We start from the raw sequence: 15861 nt of genomic DNA on the forward strand, positions 1-15861 counted from the left end.
GGAAGGCTTTTTTTATGGATAAAGAGTTGAGAGAATTATTATTTCGTTTAGTGAACTGTCAGGGAATCGGGAACATAGGCATATTGAAGATTCTAAGCTTTATAATAGAAAATGATTATGTAAATTTGAGCAAGAATGAATTGCTTCAAATTGCAGAAATAAAAAAATATGCACCTCAGTTTTTAGCCTCCTGGGAACGGTTAAATCAATTAGGTGAGAAAGTAAAACAGTTTCAATCAGAGCATCAGTTTCTCACTATTCTAGATGCTCAGTTTCCGGTTCTTTTAAAAGAAATATACAATTGTCCAGCAGTTCTTTTTTACAAAGGAAATATTAACCTGCTTCAAGAAAAAGCACTGGCAGTTGTTGGTGCTCGCGATGCTTCTGCTTATGGAATAAAAGTGGTAAGAGAGTTTATACCGCCGATTGCTGCAGCCGGCTGGGTCATTGTCAGCGGCTTAGCTAAAGGAATTGATAGCAAAAGTCATGAAGCTGCCATGAATAATGCAGGCAAAACAATTGGTGTTGTTGGCACTGGCTTAGACTGCTGCTACCCTAGAGAAACAGCTGTTTTACATAGAAGAATGGCGGAAGAACAACTGATTATTAGTGAATACCCCAACGGCACTCCGCCGCGGAAGCATCATTTTCCCATGCGAAACCGAATTATTGCAGGGCTTGCCAGAGGCACATGCCTGATTGAAGCACGTAAAAACAGTGGTTCTCTCATTACAGCGCAGTCTGCCCTTGAATATGGCAGAGAGGTTTTTGTGGTTCCGGGAAATATTTTTTTGCCTCATTCAGAAGGCTGTCATACCTTACTTTACGAAGGGGCAAATAGTGTTTTTTCTCCCGAAGATATTTTGAATGAAATGAGATTTTTTTGTTAGATTGCTATATCAATCCTTGACAAACTCAAAATGAATCGATATGATGAACTACGATTTGTAAGTTTTTCACTGTATATAATAGTAGGAACAGGAAATCTGAAAGGAGCCGCACGTTTAATGGCGTATAAATACTTAGTTATTGTAGAATCACCAGCAAAAGCCAAAACGATTGAAAAATATTTAGGAAGAAACTATAAAGTCGTTGCCAGTGTTGGGCATATTCGTGATTTGCCAAAAAGTAAAATGGGTATCGATTTTGAAAATAATTATGAACCGCATTACATCTCAATTCGCGGAAAAGGCGATGTGATTAAAGGACTTAAAGCAGCCGCAAAAAAAGCAGATAAAGTTTATCTTGCAGCCGATCCGGATAGAGAGGGAGAAGCTATTGCCTGGCATCTGTCTCACTTATTAAATTTGGATATTAATGATAAAAACCGGGTCGTATTTAACGAAATCACTAAAGAAGCTGTTAAGGCAGCCTTCAAAGAACCACGGGCAATTGACGTTGATTTAGTGGATGCCCAGCAGGCACGCCGCGTATTGGATCGCATCGTTGGCTATTCTATCAGTCCGATTCTTTGGCGTAAAGTGAAAAAAGGACTTAGCGCAGGTCGAGTACAGTCTGTTGCTTTGAAAATTATTATAGACCGGGAACAGGAAATTAGAAAATTTGTTCCAGAAGAATACTGGAGTATTGACGGGAATTTCCAAAAAGGGAAAAAGAAGTTTAAAGCGAACTTTTGGGGATTAGACGGCAAAAAGAAAAAACTGCCGAATCCGGAAGCAGTAAAAGAAGTGACCAGTCGTATCAAAGGTAAAGATTATGATATTACAAAGGTTGAGAAGAAAGAGCGAAAACGCAATCCTGCGTTGCCGTTTACGACTAGTAGCCTACAACAAGAAGCTGCCAGAAAATTGAATTTTCGTACTAGAAAAACCATGATGGTTGCTCAACAGCTGTATGAAGGGATTGCACTAGGCAAGCAAGGAACTGTGGGTCTCATTACGTACATGCGTACAGACTCCACTCGATTGGCGGACTCAGCGAAAATTGAAGCTGCATCATACATTGAAGAAACTTATGGGAAAGAATACTCTGCTCACGGCGGACGCAAAGCGAAAAATGCACAGGGAGCACAGGATGCCCATGAAGCAATTCGCCCATCCAGCGTGTTAAGAACACCTGATGAGATTAAACAGTATCTTGATAAGGATCAGCTGAAGCTCTACACGCTAATTTGGTCAAGAATGGTTGCCAGTCAAATGACGCCGGCTGTCCTGGATACTATGAAGGTTACCCTTGAGCAGAATGGCGTGATTTTCATAGCAAATGGTTCCAAGGTGAAATTTAAAGGTTTTATGCAGGTGTACGTTGAAGGTCGTGATGATGGGAAGGAAGACAAAGAAAATATTCTTCCTGATATGACAGCAGGAGAAAAAGTCCAGTCTGTAGATATCGAACCAAAACAACACTTCACGCAACCGCCGGCACGTTTCAGCGAAGCGACATTAATCCGTACGCTGGAGGAAAACGGTGTAGGTCGCCCTTCTACTTATGCACCAACGCTGGAAACGATTCAACGGCGCTATTATGTGAAGCTAACGAATAAGCGCTTTGAACCAACAGAGCTTGGTGAAATTGTTAATTCGCTAATCGTTGAGTTCTTCCCTAAAATTGTGGACGTTCATTTCACTGCGTCAATGGAAGAGGATTTGGATAACATTGAAGAAGGAAAAGAAGAGTGGATTAAGGTAATTGATCAATTTTATAAACCTTTTGAAAAAGAATTGGCAACTGCAGAGGAAAAAATTGAAAAAATCCAAATCAAAGATGAACCAGCTGGTTTTGATTGTGATGTATGTGGTCATCCGATGGTCATCAAGTTAGGACGTTATGGAAAATTCTATGCCTGCAGCAACTTTCCGGATTGTCGAAATACTAAGCCAATTGTGAAGGAAATCGGTGTAGTGTGTCCAGTCTGTCATGAAGGTCAAGTAATTGAACGCAAATCGAAAAAGAACCGTCTGTTCTATGGCTGCAGCCGCTATCCTGATTGTGACTTTACATCATGGGATAAACCAATTGGCAGAAACTGTCCAAAATGTGATCAGTATCTCGTTGAGAAGAAGGTTAAAGGCGGAAAGCAAGTGGTTTGTATTAATGGCGATTATGAAGAAAATGTTCAGAAATAGCCGCTTAGCAGCAGATTCAGCTGTTGTTTCAAGATAGAAATAAACTATATATCAATGAGGTCGAGACAAAAGTGTTTAGCTCCGAGAAATAAGACGAATTATCCGAAAATTGTCAAGAAACACTACAAGGGAACCGAGTAGATGTTGATTGATACCTACCTGGAGCTTTTCATATTTTTGAGATAGTTCGGCTTATTTCCGAGAGAGCTACTTTTGGAACGCCGTTTATTCGGATTTTAGAGAAAGAAGAGTTCGGGCATTTTCTTATGTCCCAAACTCATTTTTGAAGAAAAGAGGATATAAATGACTAAAACAGTAACGGTGATTGGCGCAGGTCTTGCAGGAAGTGAGGCAGCTTGGCAAGTCGCTCAGGCTGGCGTTCCGGTAACGCTTTATGAGATGCGCCCTGTAAAGAATACTCCTGCCCATCAAACAGAAGACTTCGCCGAACTAGTATGTTCTAATTCTTTGAGAGGGAACAACCTGACAAATGCTGTCGGTGTTTTGAAGGAAGAAATGCGTCAGCTGAACTCAGTGATTATCCATTCAGCTGATGAAACTGCTGTGCCGGCAGGAGGAGCACTAGCTGTGGATCGTGATAATTTTTCAAAGTTAATCACAGAGCGAATCAAGAATCATCCGCTGATTACGGTTAAAAATGAAGAAATTACGGATATTCCTGAAGGGATTACAATTATTGCAACAGGTCCGCTAACTTCAGAAGGACTTTCAGATAAAATTAAAGAATTTAATGGTTCTGAAGGCTTTTATTTTTACGATGCTGCGGCGCCAATTATTGATCAGTCAACAATTGATATGGATAAGGTCTATTTAAAATCCCGGTATGACAAGGGAGAAGCGGCCTATTTAAATTGTCCGATGACTGAAGAAGAATTTAATCAGTTCCATCAGGCATTAATTGAAGCAGAAGTGGTTCCGCTGAAAACCTTTGAAAAAGAGAAGTTTTTTGAAGGCTGTATGCCAATTGAAGTAATGGCTAAACGTGGGATTAAAACGATGCTTTTTGGTCCAATGAAGCCTGTTGGGCTGGAAGATCCTAAAACTGGGAAACGTCCTTATGCAGTAATTCAGCTGAGACAGGATAATGCCGCTGCTTCACTTTATAATATCGTTGGATTTCAGACACATCTAAAATGGGGCGAACAAAAGCGGGTTTTCCAAATGATTCCAGGGTTGGAAAATGCTGAATTTGTCCGTTATGGTGTGATGCATCGAAATAGTTTTATGAATTCTCCTGAATTACTAGAGCCAACCTATCAAACAAAGAAACGTTCTGATTTGTTCTTTGCAGGACAAATGACTGGAGTAGAAGGTTATGTAGAGAGTGCGGCCAGTGGTCTTCTTGCCGGCATCAATGCTGCGCGTCTAGCGAAAGAAGCTGAGCCGGTTATTTTTCCAAGAGAAACAGCGATGGGGAGTATGGCATATTACATCACCCATGCAGAAGGTAAACACTTTCAACCGATGAACGCCAACTTTGGTCTGTTTCCAGAGCTGCCTGCACGTATTAAAGATAAAAAGGAACGCTATGAAGCTCTTGCTCAAAGAGCCTTATCTGTGCAAAAAGAAATGATTGAAGAGTTAAAACGATAAACAGAAAATAGAGCGAGAGACAAAGAATGTTATAAAAAGCATTCTTTGTCTTTTTTTCGTTATTAATTTAAAGAATCAAATAGCATGTTATTGTTACTTTTACCAAAAAATGTTTAGTTTTAAGAAAAAATTGAAAAAAAATTTTCGCTTGTTGTGGTAAACTATATTGTATAAAAAGAAATATTGGAGTGAGGAAGGAGCACGGAAAATGAGTGATAAAGAAAAGGAAGCGTTGGAAAGAGCCAAACGAGCTGCTAAGGAACGAAAACGGCGCGAGTTGAATGAACGGGCGGTAAAAGTACGTAAGAAAATTAATCAAGCATCTGAGTTAAAAGCCAGCTTTCAAGCAAAACAAAGCGAGCTAACCAGTGAAGTGACTCAAATAACAGCGAAAAAAAATAGTGCTTTATCTAGTCAAATTGCGAAAGAGGTACGTGTCTCCAAAGTATTTGAGGGAGTGATTGCTGAGATGCAGGCCTCTAGACTACCAGAAGGAGTGACTACCTTAGAAGAAAATATAAAAAAGGTTGAAAAGGTTATCGAAGGAATTAGTGATCAGATCAGTAAGCTTTCCAATTACCAACAGACGCAAGAGGGTATTTTATCAGGTATCATGGGTCAGCTGGCCAGCTTATAGAACAAAGGAGGAGAAAAAAATGAGTGGAAAAATTGCCGTAATTGATCAGGAATTCACACAAGTGGCAGCTGATTTAGAACGAAGCCATCAAGAGTTACTTGACGCCTATGAAAAAATTATTGAGCTTACCAAGAGTTTGAGTGCAGGAGCATTAAATACAGATGCATTAACCCCAAAAATTGATGGATTAATGGAAGGTGTTAGTTCGGATGTGATTGCCCGACTAAAGGAACTATTTACCCAAACCAAAACGGTAATTCAGGAATATGAAACCGTAATTATCAATGTAGATACAAGCTGCTAAAAGGAGGCAAACAATCAATGGGTAAGATTAATATTAATCATAGTCAAGCTAGAAGTGAGATTCAAGGAATTCAGGCACAGATAAGTGGAAGTTTACAGAGTGCTAAAAGTAGTATGAGCCAAATGAACGGCATATTACAAGAATCTGAAGGAGCCTTTGTAGATGCTTTAAAACAGCAATTTCAATCTGAAGAAGCGATTGTAACCGCTTCTGAAGCTTTTTTTTATGAGGTGTGTCAATCCTTGTTGAATGCAGTCGATGTGTACGAGGAACAAGACCAGAAACTGTCACGGAGTAGAGATCAGATTGTGTCGTAAAAGGACGAAAAATAAAAAGAGTAGGAGAATCAAGTATGAGTGTTGGAAAAGATCGCGTATTTTTATTATCTGCTATCGCAGAGTTAAAAACGGCCTATGAACAATTGTTTCAGGCGGCCAAAGAATTTAGTACAGAAGCAGAAAGTAAGGCTAAAAGCCTTCAGTCTTTACTTGGCCAAGTTCCTTCTGAGGCAAAAAGCAGTCAGCTCTCTGGAAGTATCTCCGGATTGAAATTGGAAAAGGACGAATTTCAGGAGCTGCTGGATAAGCTAACGCGTGATGTAGAAAAACTGCAGAATGACCTGCCCGCTTTGGATCAGGCAGCAGCTGCCAATGTGAATGATTTACAAAGTGCCGCAGATCAGCTGGCTAGTCTATTTAAAGAATACCAGTCTTTTATCAAGGGCGGCTTTACCGCTCAGGATGTGGATTCTTTTAAAAAATCACTCTCTAAAATGCGGATGCAAAACGGCATGCGCATGTCAGATATTGATAAGACGCTGCAGCGCGTATTAGACACATCGAAAGGGTTGGCTGTGGTCAGTGCTTATTACAGTAAAGACCCAGTAAACTTAACCACGGGTAATTTCAGTGCAGATAAAGAAGACCTGACTGTTCGCGGCGAAATACCCTTAGTATTCAAGCGCACGTATAATGTCATGGATGAGTATCGTGGGGCGTTAGGAGAACACTGGGTACATAGCTTCGAAGTACAGCTGTATCCGAAAAAAAAAGAAGGTCAGCTCAAAGTCATGATGGAAGACGGCAATGCGGTCTTTTATGAGGAACGGGAAGAAAATCACTACGTCGCTCCCTTGTTCCCTGCCCATCAATTAGTGAAGACAGCGACAGGCTATCAGTTAACGTTAGAAGACCAAACGGTCTATTCGTTTAACCTACAAGGACAATGGATTCAAAAAGAGATGGAGAATGGTCAGAAAATCCTTCTATCCTACAATAGCCAAAACCAACTGAAAAAAGTTAGCAGCTTGTCAGGATATCTGCGTTTTCGCTATCATCCAGACGGCTATTTGAGTATGGTGAAGGACCAAACGAATCGAAAGCTCCAGTTTTTCTATGCCAATGACTGTTTAATTAAAGTAATCGGTGTGACGAAAGAGACCCTGCGTTATCAGTACAATGATAAAAAGGAGTTGCTCACGCTGACGAACTCGCGGGGAATTGACTTGGTTCAAAATACGTACGATTATCTGGGACGAACCACTCGACAGGTCTTTCCTGACGGGGGCGTGATGACGTATGCGTATGAGGATGAACAGAAAACCATTACTGTGACAGAACAAAACGGCAACCAAGTCACCTATTATCGGGATAAGCAGTATCGAAATACTCGAGCGGTTTATGCAGATGGGGAAGAAGTCAGTGTCTATAACGGACAGAATCAGTTAGTAGCCTTTACGGATAAGCGGGGGAACAAGACGCAATACAGCTATGACGAACGAGGCAATCAAACGAATATCACCAACGCTTTGGGCGAAACGGTCACCCTTACGTACGATGAACAGAATCATCCAATTCAGATCAGACAAGCGAATGGCGGAACATTCCGCTTCTGCTATGAAGACAACCAACTGGTCGAGGTAAAAAATCCGTTAAATCATACTTCTAGTATCCGTTACGATGGGCAGAAACGACCAATTGAAGTACGACAGCCAGATGGCAGTCAGTTAACCTTTACCTACGATGAACGAGGGAATATCCAGACCATTGGGCAACCGAATGGCAGTCTGGCACATTATGTGTACGATGAACGCAATCAAGTCATCCAAACCACTGATCCGAACGGAAATGACAGCCAGTATAGCTATGATGAGCAAGGAAATCTGTTAACGATTACTAATGCCGCAGGAGCCACTAGAGAATACACCTATAATGGAATCAACAAAATCACACAGATAAAAGATTTTGACGGTACACTCACTATACAGGAATATAATAATTTAGGAAAAATTGAAAAAGTTGTCAACCCACGTGGCGGAATAACGGAGCTTGAGTATGATTTGATGTGGAACATTTCTAAGGTTAGACAGCCCAATGGGGCTGAGACACTTTTTCAATATAATCAACTGAATCAGTTGGTGAAAACAACTAATGCTCTCGGGCATAGTACTATGGTTACTTATGATGCAGTGGGTAACCCGTTGGAAATTGTTGGACCTAGTCAATCTACAAGAAGCTTTCGTTATGATGCATTAAATCGCCCAACTAAAGTAGTCGATGCATCGGGTCATGAAACACGCTACACGTATGATCGTTCTGGAAAAATCGCGTCAATTATGGATAGTAAAGGACAGACAACCGCTTTTCGTTATGATGCTATAGGACAGCTAGTGGAACAAGTGAACCCATTAGGACACAAGACGCGGTTTACGTATACCGCATTAGGAAAAGTGGCAGCCGTCGAGGATCCGAACGGTGGAGTGACGACCTACGACTATTATCCAGGTGGGAAGCTGAAAACCGTTCAGTACCCGGCGGGAGAGACGATTCAGTATACCTATGACAACAATGAAAATGTCATAGAAAAACAAGTAGGAATGCAAGGTCCAACCCACTACAGCTATGATCGACTCAATCAAATAACAGCTATTACAAACCCGCTTGGGCATACGAAGAAATTCAGCTATGATGAAGCTGGCAGAGTTGTTCTGTTTCAGGATGAGACAGGAGCCATTACTGAGTACGATTATCTTCCTACGGGAGAGCTAGCACAGGTTAGGGATGCATTAGGAAATGTTACCAGCTATTCTTATGATGAAGTAGGAAATCTGATTCAGATGGAACAGCCGACTATTGATAAAGACTATACAGAAGCTCAACAATTGAATCGCAGAACTATGTATCACTATGATCTTCTAGGGAATGTGACACAAGTTATTGATGCGCTCGGCAACGAAGAAAGCTATCGTTATGATGAAGAGAATCATTTAATTGAAAAGATTGACAAGGACGGGTTCCATACACGTCTTTCCTACACAGAGACAGGACGCATGAACGCCATTCGTTATGATGACGGCAAAGAGGTGCAGCTTCAATACAATGAATTGCGGCAGTTAGTAGCAGTGCAGGACTGGCTGGGCAAAACAACGATGGAACTGGATGCGTTAGGCCGAATTTTACAACTGACCACCCCGGATGACCAACAGCTTCGCTATGAATGGGACGCATTAGGGAATCGAACCAAGCTTATCTATCCGGACGGCAAAGAAGCCGCCTATACCTATGATTCTTCAAGTAAGCTAACAAGATTACGCAGTGACCAGCAAGAATATACGTATCGGTACAATGAACGTGGTCAGCTGATTGAGAAGCAGCAGCCGGCTGGGCTTACGTCTTCTTATCAGTATGATGCAGCGTATCAATTGACCGAGCTGGTTCATCAGCAGCATGGCGAGGTATTAGAGCATTATCAGTATCACTACAATGAAGCAGGGAATAAAACTCACATTGAGAAGCAGAGAAAAGGACTGTTAGAGGAAAGTGGTCAGTTCCTGTATCACTATGACCCCTTACAGCGATTGACAGAGGTTCAAAAAGACGGAGATTCTCTCAGAAGATATACGTATGATGCCTTTGGCAACCGCATTGCTAAAAGTGAAAAAGACCAAACGACACACTATACGTACAATGCGTTAAATCAATTGATACACCAAGAACAGCCAAATCAAAGTCGCACTATGCGTTATGATAAGCGGGGAAATCTAGTGGAAGAATTATTAGATAACCACCTGCATAAATCTTTTGAGTTCGATGCAACAAATATGATGACGAAGGTCATTCAACCAACGGTTGGAGAAGCCACGTATGACTATAATGGACTGCGGAATCGTGTAGGACAGACAATTGTAAAAGCAGATGAGCCGTTGAAGCAAATTCAGTATGTGTTGGATTTGACAAAGCCTTACAACAATCTATTGGAACGAAAAGTCAATGAAGACACAGAAAGCTATTTATGGGATAATCAATTATTGGCAATGGATGGGGAAGAGCAGTTTCTGCTGGATGAGCTAGGCAGTCCGTTACGTCAATTGACAGCTGGTGGCAGCCAAGAGCTGTTTGCCTATGACGAGTTTGGGGTAGCGCAGCAAAGCCAAGCGGGTGTCTTTGGTTTTACTGGTTATCAGCAGGATGAAATCAGCGGACTGAACTATGCACAGGCGAGGTATTATAATCAAGAGCAAGGGCGGTTTATTAGTGAGGATAAAATAAGTGGAATACTAACTGTGCCATCTACACTCAATGCTTTTAGTTATGTTTGGAATAACCCGATAAATCTTGTAGATAAAGATGGGAATTGGCCATCTTGGGATGATATCGGACAAGGCTTGAGTGATGTAGGAAATTGGTTAGGGGAAAATGTCTTTGGAACCAGTAATACTATTGAAGTACAAGGGCCAGAAATAGATGGTGGATTAGTTTATACGGAGTCTTCTCAATCAATGACCGAAGAATCTGGAGGGAATATTTTTGTTTTGAATAGTACAAATGGTTCTGTTGATGGATTTTCAATCAATTTACCTTCTATAGATACACCTTGGGGAAGCTTTGGCTTCGAAGGGACAAGTGTTGGCTTAAGCTGGGGAGATGGGCTATCGGTGGATGCCTCAGCGAGTGTTGAAGCATTTTCTCATGGAGTTAGTGCAAATGCAAATGTAGTGATTGGTAATGAAGATGGTATAGGGGGAGGGCTAGATATTGGTGTTCATAATGAAGATAATAAATGGGGGGCAGGACTAGATATTGGTGTATTGGGAGATACAAAGTTATTTGGATTTCATGATTTTACAGATGAAAATGGAGTAACTACTCATGTAGAGACTGGAATAAAGGTTAATACTCTTGGACTAGCTTTGGTAGTTGTATTGGCTATAGCGTTTGGACCGGCAGTTCTTGCTGCCTTAGGTACAGCAGGTGCAACTGCATTAGGAACTCTATCTACTTTTGTCGCTGCTTTATTAAGTAATCCAGGATTCGCCAATGCAGCAAATAATGCTTGCTTAAGTTAAAGTGTTTATTTTTCTAGTCAATTAAATTACTCGATTTTAATGTATGAGACATGTAAAAGCATCTGAAGTTGTTTGGTTTCATAATTAGAAAGAGATAGCCTAAGTAAATAATGGAAATCCTAAAATTATATTATCTTTAAAAAAATAGATAAACTACTCATTTTTTTGTTAACAAATAGAAATCTGCTTGATCTTATCCCGGTTAGAAAAAGAAAGGAGATATTTTTTGGTTAAAAAAAATCGAAATATCTTACTACTAGTAATTGGAACAGTTTTACTAGGTATAATTCTGTTCAAATCTTTCTATAATACTGACAATCAAAAAAATACTAATAATCCATATGGAGTTACTGATGGAGAAATCGTAGCCGAATTTTCTGATAGAGATTGGACAGACATTATAATAAAAGAAAAGCAAAATATGGAGTTTTCTTCTTTTGTCAAAAATGGAAAGAAAATGGAAATCCAAAAATCTCTATCTAGAAAAGCAAAGTATTATTTTGATTATAGTGCTCGTGAGAACGTAGAAGGAAAAAATGGTGAAACTCTTGAGAAGGCAGTGAGAGAACATTTAGCACTTTTAGCTACTTCATATAAAAATCTTGATGAAAAACCTGCTCATCAACCATATTATGGTGTAAGTATCCACGCGGAAATCGCCGATTTAACAGTTAATGGGCAGCTACCTACTGAGATTATTGAGTATAATGAAGGAAAGAATATATTTTATATCTGGTATTTCGAACATATACTACTTGATGCTAAAAACATAAAAGTAGCTCTCAAATAAAAATATGGAGCAGCTTTTCGTGTAAATCGATTAGCTGTTCCATGTTTTTATGTTTCATAATTTGATAGCTCTAAGTAGACTTGTTTGGTTAGGTGACTCTCTTAAAAAATATGCACCTAGTGTGCTTTCGACAATCGAATCGCTAAAACAGAAGAAAATGGAACAACTAACTATCAGTGCAATGCATTAAACCAGCTAAATCGATAAGAGCTTCCAGATTAAATTAAGACAATGCGTTATAAAAGATGATGGTGCGATATTTACAGGTATATTAGGAAATAATAGCGTTAGAATGATTTTAGACGAATTGATTAAAGGATTAACAAATCCAAAAATGATAATTGAGCCATTTACTGGTGAAATGTTCAAAAATCTTATTGAAAATAAAGATGCTTGTTTAGAATAATAATTTATGTCTAAAATTTTTGAAAGTCAGAGATTACAAAATGAGCAAATCTTATCTTGTATTATTGTATGGGTTAGTAATTGCTTTTACAGCAATGTCAGTGATTGGTACTATTAAAATAATTAAAAATGAAAATTTTATAAGTTATAAAAAAGCAGCACCTTCTAAGCAAAAATTGATGAAAAAGCATGAAAAAAAAGTAAATTTAGTTGTAAAAGTATTATTTTTACTTTGGATGAGTATAGTGATGTGGGGTCTAGTAGTACCTGGAATTCGAGATATACCTAATGTTTTAAATGGAGACTATAAAACAATTGAAGGAACAGCATTAACTTCGGCTGGGACAAGTAATCAGAGAGTTCCAAAAATTGTTACAATACAAGATAAACAAAAAAATGAGCAAATTCGACTAAGATTTTATTCGGCTAAATCAATTCAAAAGGGAGATTTTTTAAAAGTTGTGTATTTGCCCCATCTGAAAAGAGGTACACTATTGGAATTGGAATCTCACTAAGAAAGTTGGAAAGAAAATAATGCGTTCATATAATTTAAAAATACCTCAAGCATTGATTTTTGTACTGAAATTATTAATGTATGTTGGAATGGGATTGATTGTTTTCTCGATGCTTCCTAAATTATTCGGTCATACAGGCGGAACTTTTGGTCATGTTATGATGGGTTTGTTTATGATGTTAACGAGCTTTTTAATTATTGTGGCAGTTAAACGCTGGCAAATTCGTGTAGAAGGCGAGCAAATAACGATTAGATATTCTTTAAAAAAAGAGCGAATGTTAACGTTTGAGGATATCGATTATGCTTCTATTGGATTAAAGGATGAGTTGAGGCTTTATTCTAAAGAAAAGAAAATAGTTACAATTGATCGTTTAGTAGTTAACATAGGAGATTTTATTAAAGTTTTAAAGGAAAGAAAAATAAAAATTGAGTATCAGGAGCAAGAATAAAAAAACTTTAGGAATTTTTCTAGGAAAAAGAATATGATTTTTGCAACATTTTTTAACATACTAAGACGAATCTTTATTCAAATTATATGCAAAAAAGAGATTATGAAAAAGTCCAGTATATTAAATATTGACAATCAAAAAATACTTCTGATAAAGTAATTTATATACAGAAAAAAACTATGAAATATTTATTTTTAGGGTGGAGAAAGAACTAGAATACTAGTTTATTTCTTACACTCTTTACTAATCTACAGTAGAAATCATCTATTGGTATGGAAAAACTTATGGAATCATGGGAAATCATGAGGAGTATTGTTCGTCTATAGATTATCAAAAAAACGAAATTAGTGGACTGAACTATGGACAGGCGAGGTATTATGATCAAGAGCAAGGGCGGTTTATTAGTAAGGATATGCATTGGAATCCTGATAATATGATTTATGGTGAACAACAAATTTTTAGCGAAATACCCAATCCTTTACAAAAATTTGTTCCTGATCCATTAGCAATAGGGCAGAGTACAAATTCATATGTTTATACAATGAATAATCCGTTAACCTAAGTTGATTCAAATGGACTATGGTTACATATTGCTGTTAGTGCGGTTGTTGGTGGTGCAGTTGGACTGGTAACTCAAGTCGCTTCTGATGTTATTTCTGGAAAACCATCCTCTGTCAGTAACTATGTTTCATCAATTGCAGGAGGGGCTGTAGGAGGAGCTGCTACGGCAACACTTATAAATGGTGTAGCTGAGTTTGAGTTTTTCGGTGGCAACAAGGAGCTTTCTTGGCAAAATGTTGGTAATTTAGCATTTGATACGGTTATTAATGCTGGAATTGGAGCAGGTGTCGGAGCTGTTACTGGTTGGGCTGGTGATAAATTAAGCAATAAATTGGGTTTAACTGGACAGCATAGCTGGGAAAGTCTTGCAAGGCGAGCTAACACAAATATTAAGAGGGGGCACTGGACACTAGGGAGTTTGAGTTCACGAACGTGGGGGAAAATTTTAGGATTGGAAACGATTGGAGGAATTCCTCAAACAGTAGTTGATGTATTCGAAGGCATATTTGATTTCTTAGGTGTAATTCTAGACTGGCTTCAAAACTTAGGGTTTGAAGTTGTTGACGATACGTGTGTGCTCAATGAGTGATAAGTCAATTAAGGAGGATTCACCTTGAACGAATTATTGGCAAATTTTTATAAACAACTTTTTCTCACGTTAGTTTTTACAGGAGTATTCATCTATATAGTATATAAGAAAGTTAGATTAATTAAATGGGAAAATGCACCTAAAGAATCTAGAAAATCAATGAAAAGAAATCAAAAAAAATAACTTTTCTTGTAAATACGTTTATTGGCTTAGGTATTGCAGGCTCATGGGTTAGTCTCGCTAGTAACTATTCCCATATACAAGTTGGCAACTATGAATCTATTTCATTCCCACAATCAATTAGTAACAAAACAGCAAATTCTGATAATGAAACTGTTAACGATACTAGGGATAATGGCTTAGCGACTATTGCTATTAGAGTTGTAGCGGTTAGTGCTTCTTTAGTTATCATTCGTATAATTATGAGACGTGTATCCAATAGGAAAGTAGAAGGTGATAAAAAAGTGAAAAAAAATCTTGTCGTTTTTCCTGCCATAGTCATCTCGTTATTTAGATTCGGTGTTATATTAGGAGTGCTCACAATCATCTTCTTTTTGTATGCTTACTTTAAAATGAATGGTGGAATCTCACATATTATTTTGGGGATAGTTATATTTTTAATTCTTTCACTCCTATACTTTATGTTTAATCGTTGGAGAGTTGAAATAGAAGGAGACTCCGTTACAGTGATACCAATGCTTGGAAAGAAGAAAAAGGTTTCACTTTCGGAGATTAAGCAAATCATTAAAAAAGAGTCTGGTGCGGTAGTTCTTATAAGAACCAATGGTAAAAAATTTGTTTCGATTGAACCTCAAAGTGATGGCTTACAAAATTTTTTGAACGCTTTAAAAAAGGAAGGAATTTCTTTTTAAAATTTTAATTATATGAATCCAGTTAAACGTATAAAGAGTAGCTTTTACTTCAAAGAGTTATAACTAAAGCGAGAGAATCAATTGTCTTTTGTTTAATCGGGTTCATATAAAGTAAAACTAAAACGTACAAGGACTAGTGTGAATAATGATAATTCTATCTGTACTAAGTTCACTTTTCTTCTCAATATTATTTATATCAGGATACATTAAAATAGCTCAAAGAAAAGAACTGCTATATCCAACGAAAAAGGCAACAGAACAACAGAAAAAGAATATGCACAAACTTAATATTTTTCTGAAATTAGCACTTTTATTTCTTTCCCCATATATATGGTGGACGCTAATTATTCCTGTAGCACGAGATATTCCGAATATTGTTACAGGAAATTTGCCAGAAGTAGAAGGCAGACTATTAAAGGATGCAAATTATGGTGCTTCTCCTTCAAGAAAGAAGATAGTTGTAAAAACAGTAAATGGTGAGGAAATAAAGATTATTTTGTATTCGAATCGCATGAAAAAGGGGGATTATGTAAAAATTCAGCATCTTACTTATCAAAAATCTGGAGATACTTATTATGGTAAAATATTAACCCATAAAAAAAGTGAATAAGAATTCTCGATTGCTAAGGTATACGAAAAATATTCGGTAAATACAAACTATTAAAAGAATATATCAAGTGCCTAGGATAAAAAAAG

The 15861-nt window shown here is 38.1% G+C and carries 15 protein-coding genes; all 15 read left to right on the forward strand.

Annotated elements, in window-relative coordinates; genetic code table 11:
• Window positions 1-14 precede the first annotated feature (14 nt).
• The 15 genes from dprA (at window position 15) to ACPWSO_RS03650 (ending at window position 15775) form a co-directional block, all read left to right on the forward strand.
• Window positions 15-890 (forward strand): DNA-processing protein DprA, encoded by an 876-nt coding sequence (dprA, locus tag ACPWSO_RS03580; RefSeq protein ID WP_426081432.1) that lies wholly within the window; start codon window positions 15-17, stop codon window positions 888-890.
• Window positions 891-1007: 117 nt separating this feature from the next.
• Window positions 1008-3086 carry a type I DNA topoisomerase gene (topA, locus tag ACPWSO_RS03585; RefSeq protein WP_426081434.1) on the forward strand — a complete coding sequence of 693 codons (2079 nt, stop codon included), beginning with the start codon at window positions 1008-1010 and terminating at the stop codon, window positions 3084-3086.
• 303 nt (window positions 3087-3389) lie between these two features.
• On the forward strand, window positions 3390-4700 hold the full coding sequence (gene trmFO / locus ACPWSO_RS03590) for an FADH(2)-oxidizing methylenetetrahydrofolate--tRNA-(uracil(54)-C(5))-methyltransferase TrmFO (RefSeq protein ID WP_426081436.1): 1311 nt from the start codon (window positions 3390-3392) through the stop codon (window positions 4698-4700).
• A gap of 208 nt (window positions 4701-4908) precedes the next feature.
• Window positions 4909-5337: a hypothetical protein gene (locus ACPWSO_RS03595; RefSeq protein WP_426081437.1), complete on the forward strand. Its 429-nt coding sequence runs from the start codon at window positions 4909-4911 to the stop codon at window positions 5335-5337.
• Window positions 5338-5356: 19 nt separating this feature from the next.
• Window positions 5357-5641: a hypothetical protein gene (locus ACPWSO_RS03600; RefSeq protein ID WP_426081438.1), complete on the forward strand. Its 285-nt coding sequence runs from the start codon at window positions 5357-5359 to the stop codon at window positions 5639-5641.
• Window positions 5642-5658: 17 nt separating this feature from the next.
• Window positions 5659-5958, forward strand: a complete 300-nt coding sequence (locus tag ACPWSO_RS03605) for a hypothetical protein (RefSeq protein ID WP_426081439.1) — start codon at window positions 5659-5661, stop codon at window positions 5956-5958.
• 35 nt (window positions 5959-5993) lie between these two features.
• The gene (locus tag ACPWSO_RS03610; RefSeq protein ID WP_426081440.1) at window positions 5994-10985 is read left to right on the forward strand and encodes a DUF6531 domain-containing protein; all 4992 of its coding nucleotides are present in this window, start codon (window positions 5994-5996) and stop codon (window positions 10983-10985) included.
• 226 nt (window positions 10986-11211) lie between these two features.
• Window positions 11212-11775 (forward strand): hypothetical protein, encoded by a 564-nt coding sequence (locus ACPWSO_RS03615; protein ID WP_426081441.1) that lies wholly within the window; start codon window positions 11212-11214, stop codon window positions 11773-11775.
• Between the two features lie 446 nt (window positions 11776-12221).
• Entirely contained in the window at window positions 12222-12695 is a 474-nt protein-coding gene (locus tag ACPWSO_RS03620) for a hypothetical protein (RefSeq protein WP_426081442.1), read from the forward strand.
• A 19-nt stretch (window positions 12696-12714) separates the two neighbouring features.
• The gene (locus ACPWSO_RS03625; protein ID WP_426081443.1) at window positions 12715-13143 is read left to right on the forward strand and encodes a DUF6560 family protein; all 429 of its coding nucleotides are present in this window, start codon (window positions 12715-12717) and stop codon (window positions 13141-13143) included.
• Between the two features lie 292 nt (window positions 13144-13435).
• The gene (locus tag ACPWSO_RS03630) at window positions 13436-13705 is read left to right on the forward strand and encodes a hypothetical protein (protein ID WP_426081444.1); all 270 of its coding nucleotides are present in this window, start codon (window positions 13436-13438) and stop codon (window positions 13703-13705) included.
• Between the two features lie 417 nt (window positions 13706-14122).
• Window positions 14123-14293 (forward strand): hypothetical protein, encoded by a 171-nt coding sequence (locus tag ACPWSO_RS03635; protein WP_426081445.1) that lies wholly within the window; start codon window positions 14123-14125, stop codon window positions 14291-14293.
• Between the two features lie 24 nt (window positions 14294-14317).
• Complete coding sequence (locus tag ACPWSO_RS03640) at window positions 14318-14476, forward strand: hypothetical protein (protein ID WP_426081446.1); 159 nt, start codon at window positions 14318-14320, stop codon at window positions 14474-14476.
• Window positions 14477-14667: 191 nt separating this feature from the next.
• Window positions 14668-15165, forward strand: a complete 498-nt coding sequence (locus ACPWSO_RS03645) for a DUF6560 family protein (RefSeq protein ID WP_426081521.1) — start codon at window positions 14668-14670, stop codon at window positions 15163-15165.
• A 145-nt stretch (window positions 15166-15310) separates the two neighbouring features.
• Window positions 15311-15775 carry a hypothetical protein gene (locus tag ACPWSO_RS03650; protein WP_426081447.1) on the forward strand — a complete coding sequence of 155 codons (465 nt, stop codon included), beginning with the start codon at window positions 15311-15313 and terminating at the stop codon, window positions 15773-15775.
• Window positions 15776-15861 lie beyond the last annotated feature (86 nt).

It is taken from the genome of Enterococcus sp. LJL51 (assembly GCF_049894025.1).
GTDB lineage: Bacteria > Bacillota > Bacilli > Lactobacillales > Enterococcaceae > Enterococcus_L.